12 protein-coding genes and 5 tRNA genes are annotated in these 14850 nt (G+C 54.8%); 2 read left to right on the forward strand and 15 right to left on the reverse strand.

Going from position 1 to position 14850, the window contains the following annotated elements; translation table 11 throughout:
- Positions 1 to 15 precede the first annotated feature (15 nt).
- Both emrB and leuA read left to right on the forward strand, forming a co-directional pair.
- Positions 16 to 1554, forward strand: a complete 1539-nt coding sequence (emrB, locus tag ACA108_17175) for a multidrug efflux MFS transporter permease subunit EmrB (protein ID XEX95073.1) — start codon at positions 16 to 18, stop codon at positions 1552 to 1554.
- 163 nt (positions 1555 to 1717) lie between these two features.
- Positions 1718 to 3388 (forward strand): 2-isopropylmalate synthase, encoded by a 1671-nt coding sequence (gene leuA / locus ACA108_17180; GenBank protein XEX95074.1) that lies wholly within the window; start codon positions 1718 to 1720, stop codon positions 3386 to 3388.
- Here leuA and ACA108_17185 read toward each other — a convergent pair.
- The 15 genes from ACA108_17185 to pncC all read right to left on the reverse strand — a co-directional run bounded on the left by ACA108_17185 (position 3346) and on the right by pncC (position 14735).
- Positions 3346 to 4143: a helix-turn-helix transcriptional regulator gene (locus ACA108_17185; GenBank protein XEX95075.1), complete on the reverse strand. Its 798-nt coding sequence runs from the start codon at positions 4141 to 4143 to the stop codon at positions 3346 to 3348. The genes leuA and ACA108_17185 overlap by 43 nt on opposite strands.
- 254 nt (positions 4144 to 4397) lie before the next feature.
- On the reverse strand, positions 4398 to 4913 hold the full coding sequence (gene luxS / locus ACA108_17190; protein XEX95076.1) for an S-ribosylhomocysteine lyase: 516 nt from the start codon (positions 4911 to 4913) through the stop codon (positions 4398 to 4400).
- A 152-nt stretch (positions 4914 to 5065) separates the two neighbouring features.
- On the reverse strand, positions 5066 to 6625 hold the full coding sequence (gene gshA / locus ACA108_17195; protein XEX98146.1) for a glutamate--cysteine ligase: 1560 nt from the start codon (positions 6623 to 6625) through the stop codon (positions 5066 to 5068).
- 78 nt (positions 6626 to 6703) lie between these two features.
- The gene (locus ACA108_17200; protein ID XEX95077.1) at positions 6704 to 7132 is read right to left on the reverse strand and encodes a YqaA family protein; all 429 of its coding nucleotides are present in this window, start codon (positions 7130 to 7132) and stop codon (positions 6704 to 6706) included.
- Positions 7129 to 7695: a fructose-1-phosphate/6-phosphogluconate phosphatase gene (gene yqaB / locus ACA108_17205; protein ID XEX95078.1), complete on the reverse strand. Its 567-nt coding sequence runs from the start codon at positions 7693 to 7695 to the stop codon at positions 7129 to 7131. The genes ACA108_17200 and yqaB overlap by 4 nt, the downstream gene beginning before the upstream one ends.
- A gap of 282 nt (positions 7696 to 7977) precedes the next feature.
- Positions 7978 to 8054: transfer RNA gene (locus ACA108_17210), tRNA-Arg, on the reverse strand.
- A gap of 191 nt (positions 8055 to 8245) precedes the next feature.
- Positions 8246 to 8322, reverse strand: a tRNA-Arg gene (locus ACA108_17215).
- 202 nt (positions 8323 to 8524) lie between these two features.
- Positions 8525 to 8601: transfer RNA gene (locus ACA108_17220), tRNA-Arg, on the reverse strand.
- Positions 8602 to 8803: 202 nt separating this feature from the next.
- Positions 8804 to 8880 (reverse strand) — tRNA-Arg (locus ACA108_17225).
- Between the two features lie 4 nt (positions 8881 to 8884).
- Positions 8885 to 8977: transfer RNA gene (locus ACA108_17230), tRNA-Ser, on the reverse strand.
- Positions 8978 to 9302: 325 nt separating this feature from the next.
- Positions 9303 to 9488, reverse strand: coding sequence for a carbon storage regulator CsrA (gene csrA, locus ACA108_17235; protein ID XEX95079.1), 186 nt, complete (start codon positions 9486 to 9488; stop codon positions 9303 to 9305).
- A 246-nt stretch (positions 9489 to 9734) separates the two neighbouring features.
- Entirely contained in the window at positions 9735 to 12362 is a 2628-nt protein-coding gene (gene alaS / locus ACA108_17240) for an alanine--tRNA ligase (GenBank protein ID XEX95080.1), read from the reverse strand.
- Positions 12363 to 12501: 139 nt separating this feature from the next.
- Positions 12502 to 13011 (reverse strand): regulatory protein RecX, encoded by a 510-nt coding sequence (locus tag ACA108_17245; GenBank protein ID XEX95081.1) that lies wholly within the window; start codon positions 13009 to 13011, stop codon positions 12502 to 12504.
- Positions 13012 to 13078: 67 nt separating this feature from the next.
- On the reverse strand, positions 13079 to 14143 hold the full coding sequence (gene recA / locus ACA108_17250) for a recombinase RecA (protein XEX95082.1): 1065 nt from the start codon (positions 14141 to 14143) through the stop codon (positions 13079 to 13081).
- Between the two features lie 82 nt (positions 14144 to 14225).
- Complete coding sequence (pncC, locus tag ACA108_17255) at positions 14226 to 14735, reverse strand: nicotinamide-nucleotide amidase (GenBank protein XEX95083.1); 510 nt, start codon at positions 14733 to 14735, stop codon at positions 14226 to 14228.
- Positions 14736 to 14850: the final 115 nt, after the last annotated feature.

Here is a 14850-nt window from a genome sequence, read left to right on the forward strand (position 1 = left end):
TAAAGCGGAGGTTGTATGGCGCAGCTTAAACCGCTAGAAGGAGCCCAGCTGGTCATCATGACCATCGCGCTGTCTCTGGCAACCTTTATGCAGGTGCTGGACTCCACCATCGCCAACGTGGCGATCCCGACCATTGCCGGGAACCTTGGCTCGTCCCTGAGCCAGGGGACATGGGTTATCACCTCCTTCGGGGTGGCGAACGCCATCTCGATCCCGCTCACCGGCTGGCTGGCTAAACGCTTCGGCGAAGTGAAGCTGTTCCTGTGGTCGACCATCCTGTTTGTTATCGCCTCCTGGGCGTGCGGCGTCTCCAATAGCCTTGAGATGCTGATCTTCTTCCGGGTCCTGCAGGGGATTGTCGCCGGGCCGCTGATCCCGCTGTCGCAAAGCCTGTTGTTAAGCAACTATCCACCGGCCAAGCGCAGCATTGCGCTGGCGATGTGGTCGATGACGGTCATCGTTGCGCCGATCTTCGGGCCGATCCTCGGCGGCTACATCAGCGATAACTATCACTGGGGCTGGATCTTCTTTATCAACGTGCCGATCGGCGTGGTCGTGGTACTGATGACGCTGCAAACGCTGCGGGGTCGGGAAACGCGAACCGAAAACCGGCGTATCGACGCCATCGGCCTTGCGCTGCTGGTGGTGGGGATTGGTAGCCTGCAGGTCATGCTCGACCGCGGTAAAGAGCTGGACTGGTTTAACTCAACAGAAATCATCGTGCTAACCATCGTTGCGGTGGTGGCGATAAGCTTCCTGATTGTCTGGGAGCTGACGGACGATAACCCGATAGTTGACCTGTCGCTGTTTAAGTCGCGCAATTTTACCATCGGCTGCCTGTGTATCAGCCTTGCCTACATGCTCTACTTCGGCGCGATTGTTCTGCTGCCGCAGCTGCTGCAGGAGGTATACGGCTACACCGCAACCTGGGCGGGCCTGGCTTCTGCTCCCGTTGGGATTCTGCCGGTACTGCTGTCACCGATCATCGGGCGCTTTGCGCACAAGCTCGATATGCGGCGGCTGGTGACGTTCAGCTTTATCATGTACGCAGTCTGTTTCTACTGGCGCGCGTACACCTTCGAGCCGGGGATGGACTTTGGCGGATCGGCGTGGCCGCAGTTTATTCAGGGCTTCGCGGTGGCGTGCTTCTTTATGCCGCTGACGACCATTACGCTGTCCGGCCTGCCGCCTGAACGTCTGGCGGCGGCATCAAGCCTGTCGAACTTCACCCGAACGCTGGCTGGTTCTATAGGTACGTCGATAACCACTACGCTGTGGACTAACCGTGAATCACTGCACCACGCGCAGCTCACGGAGTCGGTCACGCCGTTTAACCAGAATGCCGTGCAGATGTACAACGATCTGCAGAATCTGGGAATGTCGACCCAGCAGGCGTCCGGCTTTATTGCCCAGCAGATCACAAGCCAGGGGCTGATTATCTCGGCAAATGAGATTTTCTGGGTCTCCGGCGGCGTGTTCATTCTGCTGCTGGGGCTGGTCTGGTTCGCCAAACCGCCGTTTGGTGCAGGCGGCGGCGCCGGTGGTGCGCACTAAAATTGTCGGGTAGCGCTCGCTTACCCGAACTACAAAAACAGCCGTAGGGTGGATCGCCTTTGCACCCTATGGCTGTTTCTCAGCACAGGTTGTCAGTTGTGCGCCAGTAATCTCCCCAACTAGTTGTCAGGATAAAGTCTGACCCGAGCAAAGGAGATCCCACATGTTGCAAGACCCGTCGCAAAAATACCTTCCGCATCCACCGGTTAATCTGCCGGATCGTCAGTGGCCGAATAAACAGCTAACCCATGCTCCGCGATGGCTTTCCACCGACCTACGCGACGGCAACCAGGCACTGGCTGAGCCGATGGACAGCGCGCGCAAGCTGCGCTTCTGGGAACGGCTGCTCAAATGCGGTTTTAAAGAAATCGAGGTGGCGTTCCCGGCAGCCTCAGAAACGGATTTTCAGTTTGTGCGCCAGCTGATTGAAGAGCGCCGCATCCCGGAAGACGTCACCATCCAGGTCCTGACCCAGGCGCGTAGCGATCTTATCGAGCGCACCTTTGCGGCATTGCAGGATGCCCACCGCGCAACCGTGCATCTTTATAACGCCACCGCCCCGCTCTTCCGCCGCCTGGTGTTCCGCCAGAGCAAAGAGGAGATCGTTCAGCTTGCCGTCAGCGCCACGCGCCAGATCCGCGCCCTGTGCGAAGCTCATCCGCAAACGCAGTGGAGTTATGAATACTCCCCGGAAACGTTTTGCTTTACCGAGCCTGACTTCGCCCTGCAAATCTGCGAGGCGGTAGCGGACGTGTGGGAACCCTGCGCCGAACGGCCAATGATTATCAACCTGCCGGCGACGGTGGAGGTCAATACGCCAAACGTCTACGCCGATCAGATCGAATATTTCTGCCGCCGCTTCTCACGGCGTAATGCCGTGTGCATCAGCGTGCATCCTCATAACGATCGGGGAAGCGGCGTCGCCAGCGCGGAGCTGGCAATACTGGCAGGAGCCGATCGCGTGGAAGGCTGCTTATTCGGTAACGGCGAACGCACCGGGAACGTCTGCCTGGTGACTATGGCGATGAACCTCTACAGCCAGGGGATATCGCCACGGCTCGACTTCAGCGATATGAAGCAGGTCGTGGAAGTTGTCGAACAATGTAATCAGCTGCCCGTCCATCCTCGCCATCCCTACGCCGGTAAGCTGGCCTTTACGGCCTTTTCCGGTTCGCATCAGGATGCCATTAAAAAAGGATTTACCGCGCGCCAGCAGGCTTCCGATTCACGCTGGGAGATGCCTTATCTGCCCGTCGATCCGAACGATATCGGCTGCAGCTACGAAGCGGTGATCCGCGTTAACAGCCAGTCCGGTAAAAGCGGCGCGGCGTGGGTGCTGGAGCAGAATCACGGCCTGATGCTGCCGCGCGCTTTGCAGCAGGATTTCAGCCGTCACGTACAGGAGCAGACCGATCGCGACGGAAACGAGATGACGCTGGCCGCCATCTGGCAGCTCTTCCGCGAGCTGTACGGGCATCACAAGGCCGCCGGACGGCAGCTGCTGGATTACCGTAGCGAAAGCCAGGGAGAGGGCCTGCTGTCGCTCCAGGCACGTATTCAGGCGGAAGTTGGCGTTATTACGCTTCAGGGAAAAGGAAATGGTCTGCTGTCCGCCGCTGCCGATGCCCTGAAAAGCCTGATTAACGTCGCGTTCGCCATTGATGACTACCATGAACACACGCTCGGCAGGCACAGCGAGAGCCGTTCGGCGGCCTATATCCGCTGCACCTTCGCGAAAGGCGAAAGCCGCTGGGGCGTGGGTATCGATAACGACGTGGCGCGGGCTTCGCTTCAGGCGTTGCTTAATGCACTGCCGTCAGACGAGCGGTTCTGATGGAAGTAGTCGCCGGGGGAAACACCAAGGGTACGTCGGAACATGGCGCTGAACGCGCTGTGGCTCTCGTAGCCTAAATCCAGCGCTACCCGCAATACGGACTGGCCCTGGGCAAGACGGCTCAGGGCTTCCATCAGCCGCGCCCGCCGTACCCACTCGCTGAACGCCAGCCCGGTTTGCTGACGGAAATGCCGCAGCAGGGTCCTTTCACTGATATTGAGCAGCCCGGCGGCCAGCGCCGTGCTCCAGGTTTTGCCGGGTTCGGCCTGGATCTGACGACAAAGCGCCAGTAAGGCCGCCGACGCCGGTTCAGGTAAATTAAACGGCAGCACCGTCATCACGCGGATCTCATCGAGGATCAGCTCATAGATCCGCTCTTCCCTGCTCCCGGCCGCGTAGCTTTCGGGCAGCGTCAGCGAGCTGATAATAAGCTCACGCAGCAAATCTGAGATTTGCACCACCTGGCAAACCGAGGGCAGGTCCGCCCGCGCAAAAGGGTCAATGAACAACGTTCGGGCTGCAACATACCCCGTAACCTGAAAGCGATGCTGCGTCCCAGCAGGAAGCCATACGCCGCGGCTTGGCGGCACCACCCAGTATCCCTGCTCCGTCTCAACCCGCACCACGCCGCTGAGCGCGTGCAGAAGCTGCGCGCAATCGTGGCTGTGCCATGGCTCGGTAGCGCCATGCGGATAATCATGGGCAAACGGCACCAGCGGGCGGGTTGCGAAACTGAACTGGAGAGTGGTAGACATAATTTTATTTCTTTATAAAAAAGGAGCCGTCAGGCTCCTTCAGAATGATGACAAACCTGAAATATTTAACGAATGAACAGATCTCATCAAAAAAATAACCAGGAAAATCAATTCATTGATATTCGGCTGCTAATCACAAAGAAGGAAAAACCACGCTTTTTCCTTCTTTGTCAGCAATCAAAAGGAGCCATCCGGCTCCTTTTGTCGACAAGCTATGTCGGATGACGCTGCGCTTATCCGACCTACTACTATTACTAGATGTGCAGCTCTTTCAGCTTTTCTTTCGGCAGCGCCAGCTCGTCATTGCTGTTGACGCTCACACCGTGCTCTATGATATGGCGCGCAATGTCCTGCGCTTCCTGCAGAGAGTGCATGTGGTATGTGCCACACTGATAGACGTTGAGTTCCGGGATCTGGTTCTGCTCTTTTACCTTCAGCACGTCTTCCATTGCCGCTTTCCATGCTTCGGCAACGCGGCTTTCTTCCGGCACGCCAATCAGGCTCATGTAAAAGCCGGTGCGGCAGCCCATCGGCGAAATATCGATGATCTCAACGCCGTTACCGTTTAAGTGATCGCGCATGAAACCTGCAAACAGGTGCTCAAGCGTATGGATCCCTTTTTCCGGCATCACTTCCTTGTTCGGGACACAAAAGCGCAGGTCGAATACGGTGATGGTATCGCCGCTTGGTGTGTGCATCGTTTTGGCTACACGTACTGCTGGCGCGCCCATGCGGGTGTGGTCGACAGTGAAACTATCCAACAATGGCATCTGGTCACCTCCGATAAGTGAATTTTTTTAAAATAAAATGAACCATTTTTCCCGGCACGCGTCTGAATATATGAAAGACGCGCATTTGTTATCATCATCCCTGTCTTCAGAGATGAATATTTTGGCCACATTGATTGTGGCCATTTTCTTTTCTACCGCGACTGTTTCTCAAGCCATGTCTCAAACGGCTCGCTGTCCCCGGCTTCGATATCACGCTGACGCTGCCATGAAGCATCGTGCTCCTGCTGCAGCACTTCCGTCGTCATAATCTCCAGCGGTTCATTGATAAGCTGTTGACGATACTGCTCCGCAAGCGCAAGCCCCGTACCGCCAATGCCATTATCAATCATAGACCGCAGAATGCGGGCTGAATACGTCAGCTCTGGATCGTCAAAGCTGGCGACAAGCTCATCGCACACTTTCTGATAATCGTCATTACCCGCGATGCCGTCCAGCGTTTGAGCAACCCGACGTAAATCAGCGAACAGATCTTTGCCCACCTGTGACAGCGGATGCTGGGAAGTTTCACAGCCCATACCCAGCGTCAGGCCAGGTTTACGTCCTTCCAGAATCACCCGGTTCCAGTTTGTGCGGGTGCAGAGCAGCTCGTCGCTGCTCATTTCCGGCGCGTCGGCCAGCACACACCAGATCATAAACAGGTCGAGGAAGCGAATCTGTTGCTCGTCCATGCCAATGGCGGAGAACGGGTTGATATCAAGCGAACGCACTTCAATATATTCGATACCGCCGCGCAGCAGCGCGTCTGACGGCGACTCGTCTTTCGCGGTCACGCGTTTCGGACGAATCGGCGCATAGAGTTCGTTTTCAATCTGTAGCACGTTAGTGTTGATTTGCAGACGCTTACCGTCTTTCTCCAGGCCAAGATGCGCATACTCTTCAGACGGCGTTTTAATCGCTTTCTTCAGCCCTTCAACATAGGTATGGAGATCGTTGAAGGTGATGCCCAGGTTGCTTTGCGATTTGTTGGTATAGCCCAGATCGCTTAAGCGCAGCGACGTGGCATACGGCAGGTAGTTCATGCCACATTCTGTTTTCTCAAACGGCAGCGTGCTTTCTTTCCCTTGCAGGAAAGAGGAACAAATCGCCGGCGAGGCGCCAAACAAGTACGGAATAACCCAACCAAAACGGTAATAATTACGGATCAGACGGAAGTAGCCCGCAGAGATCTCTTCTTTCCCGCTTTCGGCATCTTTAACACCTAACCTTGCCTGCCAGAATTCCAGCGGCAGAGAGAAATTATAGTGCACGCCAGAGATGGTCTGCATCAACGCGCCGTAGCGGTTCTTCAGCCCTTCACGATAAAGCGTTTTCAGACGGCCAGTGTTGGACGAGCCGTACTGCGCCAGCTCAATGTTCTGACCATCGTCGATATAGCACGGCATGCTCAGTGGCCACATGCGCTCTTCGCCCAGTTCACGGGCCACATGGCGATGAATATCGCGCATGAAAGTGAGCATATGATCGATGTCACCGTCCACTGGCGTAATAAATTCCAGCAGGGCTTCGGCGAAGTCCGTGGTGATCCATTTATGTGTCAGCGCTGAGCCGAGGGTTTCCGGGTGACCTGTCGTTGCCAGTTCGCCCGTTGGCGTGACTCGCAGTGTTTCGCGTTCAAGACCGCGACAAATGCCCTTTACTGCCTGAGGATGCTTTTCCAGCCAGGCCAGCGCCTGTGATACGTCCGGGATCAAATTGACCTCCCGCCTGTCGAATTCATTTTTATTAAGCATAATTGTTTTAGCGGACTTCCGTACTCTCGCACCACGCAATTATTGCCACCACGCCATGCCTTGTACCGTTGCAACCGTGACAACGATGTAGCGTAACGCTTTACCAAGGCACAAAAAAAAGATTACCGGCCCCCATGCCAGACGTAACCATCCGGCAAGCAGGCACAATAGGTCGCCAATCAGCGGCAACCAACTCAGTAATAAAGCAGCCGGGCCGAATCGGGTCAGCCAGGCGGTCGCTTTTCCCTGCCAGCGAGACTGCGCACGCTGCGGGAAAAAACGACCCAGAATAACGTTAGTTAGCCCCCCGAGGCTATTACCCATTGTTGCTATTAACACTAGCAACCAGGTGGGACCTGCGCCGCCAATCAATAACGCGACCAGCACGGCCTCGGAGCTGCCGGGCAGTAAGGTCGCACTCAGGAAGCTGCTGGTAAACAGCGAACCCAGTGACAGCAGCTCGTTCACAGTAAGCGAACGTCCACACCGGCCATACCCGCTGCGCGAGCCGCTTCCAGACCAAAATCAGCGTCTTCAAACACCACACACTTCTCGGGCGGCACGCCCATTAGTTCAGCGCACTTCAGGAAAGTGTCCGGATATGGTTTATGATTTTTAACATGATCGGCGGCGACAACCGCAGAGAAATACTGGCGCAGGCCAAGATGGTTAAGCAACGCTTCGGCGATATCACTCTCGCTGCCTGTCCCCACCGACATGGGACGACGGCCATGCCAGGTCTTCACCACCTCGATGAGCGGCAAAGGACGCACGGTGTCGAGCAGCATAGCTCTGACGGCCAGGGTCTTTTCCTGCGCTAAATGATGGGGATTTAGGTCTGCCTGATGAGAGTCGATAATGGCCTGCGCAATGCGCCAGGTGGGTGAGCCGTTTAGCGCAACCATTGCCTGCTCGTCAAACGTCATGCCGTAACGGGACAGCGTCTCACGCCATGCCTTACGGTGTGTCGGTTCGGTATCGAGGATGGTGCCGTCCATATCGAAAATAAGCCCGTCGTAACGTTCGTACATCTCATCCCTCGCATAGCCAAATATCAAGGCGTTACTTTAGCGTAAACACGGATATTTGTCGCTTTTGTCATGGAGGGTAGGTTTGAATGTCAGAACGATGTTGAAAACAATGGGGGAAAGGCAAGGAAAGGGTGCATCAGGGAGAATATGGTGCATCCGGGAGGATGACTCGCTGAAGGCTCGCCCTACGGGCCGTTGCTAAGGCAACGTTATCCTCCCTGGTGCTGGCTGAGAACGTTAAGTTCTCTGGCTTTCTCTCATCGCTGAGAATCAGGAAAAATATGGTGCATCCGGGAGGATTCGAACCTCCGACCGCTCGGTTCGTAGCCGAGTACTCTATCCAGCTGAGCTACGGATGCATTGGGGACTGCTGATTTACTGCGGTATCTAATCATCAGGGAAGATAATCAGAAATATGGTGCATCCGGGAGGATGACTCGCCGAAGGCTCGCCCTGCGGGCCGTTGCTAAAGCAACGTTATCCTCCCTGGTGCTGGCTGAGAACGTTAAGTTCTCTGGCTTTCTCTCATCGCTGAGAGACAGGAAGAATATGGTGCATCCGGGAGGATTCGAACCTCCGACCGCTCGGTTCGTAGCCGAGTACTCTATCCAGCTGAGCTACGGATGCATCGGGAACTGCTGATTTACTGCTGACTCAATGTCGCTCAACTTGCCGCAACACTGAAGAGATATGGTGCATCCGGGAGGATTACTCACCGAAGGCTCGCCCTACGGGCCGTTGCTTGCTAAAGCAACGTTTTCCTCCCTGGAGCATGCTGAGAACACTAAATTCTCTGGCATACTATCATCGCTGATAGTCAGGAAGAAGATGGTGCATCCGGGAGGATTCGAACCTCCGACCGCTCGGTTCGTAGCCGAGTACTCTATCCAGCTGAGCTACGGATGCATCGGGAACTGCTGATTTACTGCTGACTCAATGTCACTCAACTTGCCGCAACACTGAAGAGATATGGTGCATCCGGGAGGATTACTCACCGAAGGCTCGCCCTACGGGCCGTTGCTTGCTAAAGCAACGTTTTCCTCCCTGGAGCATGCTGAGAACACTAAATTCTCTGGCATACGATCATCGCTGATAGTCAGGAAGAAGATGGTGCATCCGGGAGGATTCGAACCTCCGACCGCTCGGTTCGTAGCCGAGTACTCTATCCAGCTGAGCTACGGATGCAAAATGGCGGTGAGGCGGGGATTCGAACCCCGGATGCAGCTTTTGACCGCATACTCCCTTAGCAGGGGAGCGCCTTCAGCCTCTCGGCCACCTCACCACACGCCTCTTTCGAGTCGCACCGCTGAACTTGTTTCTGCTCATCGGCACTGCGTGGCGCACATATTACTTTCCCGCACTTATAAGTCAAACAATTTTTCCCGACTCGTAATCAATTGCACAATTCCCATGCAATTCGCGTAATTTGAAGGCAAAAAGAGTGTTTTATCAACAGGCAAGATATGAGAAACGGGAAGAAATAGAGATACTGCTCAGTAAGAAAAATTCGGGAAGCTACAGGTTAAAACGAACAAAGGGGGAGAGAACGGGGAAATACGGAAGAAGAAAGAGAGCGCCTCGCCAGCAGCTGGCGAGACGCAGTAACTTTAGTAACTCGTTTGTTGCGATTTTTCAGCCTGGATACGTTGGTAGATCTCTTCGCGGTGTACAGAGACTTCCTTCGGGGCGTTCACACCAATACGGACCTGGTTGCCTTTAACCCCTAGTACTGTCACTGTCACCTCATCCCCAATCATGAGGGTCTCACCAACTCGACGAGTCAGAATAAGCATTCTTTGCTCCTTGAAAGATTAAAAGAGTCGGGTCTGTGCGTATCCCGGCATTATCCATCATATAACGCCAAAAAGTAAGCGATGACAAACACATATGTGTAAGCAGTCACGGCATTACATTCTGTTATGACTAAGTTTAGCCGATATACACAACTTCAACCTGACTTTATCATTATTGATAATGTGCAGATGAACGAGCGCCAGCCCACAAAACGGAACGGGCGCACGCCTCTACTTTATAGTGACTTAAAGTTTTGCCGCGACCCAGGCTTCGATGCCAGACAGCGCGCCAGGCAAGGCTTGAGCGTCTGTACCACCCGCTTGCGCCATGTCCGGACGACCACCACCTTTGCCTCCAACCTGCTGTGCAACCATCCCCACCAGCTCCCCGGCCTTAACGCGGTCGGTCACATCTTTGGAGACACCAGCAATCAGAGAAACCTTACCTTCTGACACGGTGGCCAGAACGATTACCGCTGAGCCAAGCTGATTTTTCAGGTCATCGACCATCGTACGCAACATCTTAGGTTCAACGTTGCTCAGTTCGCTCACCAGCAGTTTCACGCCCTTCACTTCTGTTGCTTTGCTGGAAAGATTTGCGCTCTCCTGCGAAGCCTGCTGCTCTTTTAACTGCTGCAATTCTTTTTCCAACTGACGGGTACGTTCCAGCACCGAACGCACTTTCTCGTTCAGGTTCTGGCTGTCGCCCTTCAGCAGGTGTGCAATCTCGTGCAGCTGATCGCTCTGCGCATGCAGGCTGCTCAGCGCACCTTCACCTGTTACCGCTTCGATACGGCGTACGCCCGCCGCAGTGCCGGATTCCGCCACAATGCGGAAGAGACCGATATCACCGGTACGGTTAGCGTGAGTACCGCCACACAATTCGGTTGAGAAGTCGCCCATGCTCAACACGCGGACGTGATCGTCATATTTCTCACCGAACAGCGCCATCGCCCCCTTCGCTTTAGCCGCTTCGAGATCCATAACGTTGGTTTCGACCGGCAGGTTGCGACGAATCTGAGCGTTAACGATATCTTCGACAGCACGAACTTCGCTCGGTTTCATCGCTTCAAAATGGGAGAAGTCGAAACGCAGGCCTTTGTCGTTGACCAGAGAACCTTTCTGCGCGACGTGTGTGCCTAATACCTGACGCAGCGCCGCATGCAGCAGGTGCGTTGCAGAGTGGTTCAGACGGATACGTGCACGGCGCTCCTCGTCAACTTCCGCCTTAACGCTGTCGCCCACTTTCAGCACGCCGCTCGCCAGTTTGCCCAGATGCCCAATGGCCTGGCCGTACTTCTGGGTGTCGCTGACGGTGAAGTCGATACCGTTGCCTTTGATGGCACCTTTGTCGCCCACCTGGCCACCGGATTCGCCGTAGAATGGCGTTTCGTTCAGCACAACGACCGCATCCTGTGCCGCTGAAATCTGCTCTACGGCTTTGCCGTCAACAAACAGTGCGGTGACCTTCGCAGTCAGATCGAGATGATCGTAGCCTTTGAAGGTGGATGGCGTATCAACGCGGATCATGCTGTTGTAGTCCGCGCCGAAACCGCTGGATTCGCGCGCGCGACGGCGCTGCTCTTCCATTGCGGCTTCAAATCCAGCTTCATCTACCTTCAGATTGCGCTCACGGCAAACGTCCGCCGTCAGGTCAACCGGGAAGCCGTAGGTGTCATACAGGCGGAAAGCCGTTTCGCCGTCCAGCGTGTCGCCTTTCAGGTTTGCCAGCTCTTCATCCAGCAGGGCCAGACCGCGCTCAAGCGTACGGGCAAACTGCTCTTCTTCGGTTTTCAGAACCTGCTCAACCAGCGCCTGCTGGCCTTTCAGCTCATCGCCTGCGGAGCCCATAACCTCAACCAGCGGCCCCACCAGCTTGTAGAAGAAGGTGTCTTTGGCGCCCAGCATGTTGCCATGGCGGATAGCGCGGCGAATAATGCGGCGCAGCACGTAACCACGACCTTCGTTGGACGGCGTAACGCCATCGGCAATCAGGAAGGCGCAGGAACGGATATGATCGGCAATAACGCGCAGGGATTTGCTGGTCAGGTCAGTCGCACCGGTGACGTTGGCAACGGACTGGATAAGCTTGCTGAACAGGTCGATTTCATAGTTGGAGTTGACGTGCTGCAGAACCGCCGCAATACGCTCCAGCCCCATGCCGGTATCAACCGATGGCTTAGGCAGTGGCAACATAGTGCCATCCTGCTGACGGTTGAACTGCATGAAGACGATATTCCAGATCTCGATATAACGGTCGCCATCTTCTTCGGCGCTGCCCGGAGGGCCGCCCCAGATGTGATCGCCATGATCGAAGAAAATTTCGGTGCACGGGCCGCAAGGACCAGTGTCGCCCATCTGCCAGAAGTTGTCAGACGCATAGGCCGCACCTTTGTTGTCGCCGATGCGAATAATACGCTCGCGCGGCACGCCCACTTCTTTTTCCCAGATTTCAAACGCTTCGTCATCGGTTTCGTACACGGTAACCCACAGACGCTCTTTTGGCAGGTTAAACCACTGCTCGCCGGTCAGCAGTTCCCAGGCGAAATTAATTGCGTCGTGTTTGAAGTAATCCCCGAAGCTGAAGTTGCCCAGCATTTCGAAGAAAGTATGGTGACGCGCGGTGTAACCGACGTTTTCCAGATCGTTATGTTTACCGCCCGCTCGAACGCAACGCTGTGACGTTGTGGCGCGGGAATAGTTACGCTTATCGAGGCCCAGGAATACATCCTTGAACTGGTTCATCCCGGCGTTGGTAAACAGAAGGGTCGGGTCGTTATTCGGCACCAGAGAGCTGCTCGCTACAACCTGGTGACCTTTACTATGGAAAAAGTCGAGAAACGCCTGACGGATCTCAGCGGTGCTCTTGCTCATAATTATCCTGAAATCAAGCTAAAGAGGTGTTGCAAACCTGACATTCCCTACAGGGTTACTGAAGCGATGGCAAGCTTACCTGGAAAAAAGTGGGAATAAGATAAGTTTTCTGGTCAGGGAAGTAAAATACCGTATGACTCTAATCGGTAAAATTTCGGTAGATGGCCTGGATATCTTCCATAAAGAAACCACGATACATCAGGAAACGCTGCACTTTGGCACGCTCTTTCCACTCTGTCGGCAACGGATCGCCAAATTTTTTTTCAGCCATTTCTCGCGCCATCGCCGGCCAGTCCACCTCACAGTTCATCATGGCGGTTTCACCCGTAGCCCTGTCGATGCCTTTTTGCTGCAGCTCCTGACGTATACGCTGCGGCCCATAGCCTTTACGGCCACGGCTGGCGATAAAGCGGGCGGCAAACTGCGCGTCGTCCAGGAAGCGGTGTTCATAGCACCAGGCAATAACCTTTTCGATGTCTTCCGGGGTGAAGGCAGGTGGCTCTGCGGTTTGGCTGCCGGGGAAAGTGGGTGCGGCGCTAAGTTTGCGCCTGAGCTCATGCTCGCTGTGATCCCGCATCGCAAGAACACGGGTGGCTTTGTCGAGTAAGCGCGCGTAGGCGCTGCGTTTTGGAGAGGAGGATTCAGACATAGGCTATAAACTGCGGGAATTGAGCGCTAAATGCAACAAGGGCCGCATTTCGCGGCCCTATTTCTCATCAGAAATCTTCGTTGGTTTCGGCGACATCTTTGTCGTGATCGTCAACGACGAAATCCGGCGTACCGTCCTGGTTGTTCAACAGCATTTCACGCAGTTTTTTCTCGATTTCTGCGGACATCGGTTTGTTCTCTTTCAGGAAGTTGCTGGCATTCGCTTTACCCTGACCGATTTTCTCGCCGTTGTAGCTGTACCATGCGCCCGCTTTTTCAATGAACTTGTGCTTCACGCCAAGGTCAACCAGCTCGCCGTAGAAGTTAATGCCTTCGCCGTACATGATCTGGAATTCAGCCTGCTTAAACGGCGCAGCGATTTTGTTTTTGACCACTTTAACGCGGGTTTCGCTGCCCACCACGTTGTCGCCATCTTTCACCGCGCCAATACGGCGGATATCCAGACGCACGGAAGCGTAGAACTTCAGGGCGTTACCGCCGGTCGTGGTTTCCGGGTTACCAAACATGACGCCAATCTTCATACGAATCTGGTTGATGAAGATAAGCATGGTGTTGGACTGCTTCAGGTTACCGGCCAGCTTACGCATCGCCTGGCTCATCATACGTGCCGCGAGGCCCATGTGAGAGTCACCGATTTCGCCTTCGATTTCCGCTTTCGGCGTCAGGGCCGCCACGGAGTCAACGACGATAACGTCTACCGCACCGGAACGCGCCAGCGCGTCACAGATTTCCAGCGCTTGTTCGCCGGTGTCTGGCTGAGAACACAGCAGGTTGTCGATATCCACGCCGAGTTTCTTCGCATAGACAGGATCCAGCGCGTGTTCCGCATCAATAAACGCACAGGTTTTACCGTCACGTTGTGCGGCGGCGATAACCTGCAGGGTCAGCGTCGTTTTACCCGAAGATTCAGGCCCGTAGATTTCAACAATACGCCCCATTGGCAGGCCACCGGCCCCCAGCGCGATATCCAGTGAAAGTGAACCGGTAGAGATCGTTTCCACGTCCATGGAACGGTCTTCACCCAGGCGCATGATGGAGCCTTTACCGAATTGTTTTTCAATCTGGCCAAGTGCTGCCGCTAACGCCTTCTGTTTGTTTTCGTCGATAGCCATTTTTACTCCTGTCATGCAGGGTGAGCGCTGATGCGCTACGCTGCGTTCGAATACAATTTGTTGAGGCAATTATACTGTATGGTCATACAGTATCAAGCTTATTTTTTAGAAATTCATCCCACAGGGTTTGCAGAGCATATTCCGTGGCCTTACGCCGTACCGCATCCCGGTCACCGTCAAAAAGCTGCTGCCGGGCAAGGGTGCCATCCTGCTTTGAGGCGAAGCCAAACCACACAGTACCTACCGGTTTTTCATCGCTCCCTCCGTTGGGACCGGCGATGCCGCTGACGGAAATCGCGTAGTCTGCTCCGGCTGCATAAAGCGCGCCCTGAGCCATTTCACGAACCACGGCTTCACTGACCGCGCCATGCGTTTCAAGCGTGCAGCTGTCAACGCCGATCATTTGATGTTTAGCCTCGTTGCTGTATGTCACAAAGCCGCGTTCAAACCAGGCCGAACTTCCCGAGACATCCGTGATGATCTTGGCTATCCATCCGCCGGTACAGGATTCTGCGGTGGTTACGGTAGCCCCCAGCGGGCCTAAAACCTCACCAAGTTGATGGCTTAGTTGTCGCAATGTTTTATCCGTCATAGCTGCTCCGATTGTAGTCATGTCGTTTATTACCAGGGTAGCATTTTACGGCGCTTTCAGAAGATTACATCATGAAGCTAGAGGACGATTCCAGAAATGAAAAAGGCCAGCAGAA

The sequence above is a fragment of the Dryocola sp. LX212 genome (genome assembly GCA_041504365.1).
In the GTDB taxonomy this organism is placed as follows: domain Bacteria; phylum Pseudomonadota; class Gammaproteobacteria; order Enterobacterales; family Enterobacteriaceae; genus Dryocola.

Coding starts and splice junctions, on each gene's coding strand:
- luxS (XEX95076.1), bottom strand. CDS start 4,913: ATGCCATTGTTGGATAGTTTCACTGTCGACCACACCCGCATGGGCGCG.
- csrA (XEX95079.1), bottom strand. CDS start 9,488: ATGCTTATTCTGACTCGTCGAGTTGGTGAGACCCTCATGATTGGGGAT.
- leuA (XEX95074.1), top strand. CDS start 1,718: ATGTTGCAAGACCCGTCGCAAAAATACCTTCCGCATCCACCGGTTAAT.
- emrB (XEX95073.1), top strand. CDS start 16: ATGGCGCAGCTTAAACCGCTAGAAGGAGCCCAGCTGGTCATCATGACC.
- yqaB (XEX95078.1), bottom strand. CDS start 7,695: ATGTACGAACGTTACGACGGGCTTATTTTCGATATGGACGGCACCATC.
- recA (XEX95082.1), bottom strand. CDS start 14,143: ATGGCTATCGACGAAAACAAACAGAAGGCGTTAGCGGCAGCACTTGGC.
- ACA108_17185 (XEX95075.1), bottom strand. CDS start 4,143: ATGTCTACCACTCTCCAGTTCAGTTTCGCAACCCGCCCGCTGGTGCCG.
- ACA108_17245 (XEX95081.1), bottom strand. CDS start 13,011: ATGTCTGAATCCTCCTCTCCAAAACGCAGCGCCTACGCGCGCTTACTC.
- pncC (XEX95083.1), bottom strand. CDS start 14,735: ATGACGGATAAAACATTGCGACAACTAAGCCATCAACTTGGTGAGGTT.
- alaS (XEX95080.1), bottom strand. CDS start 12,362: ATGAGCAAGAGCACCGCTGAGATCCGTCAGGCGTTTCTCGACTTTTTC.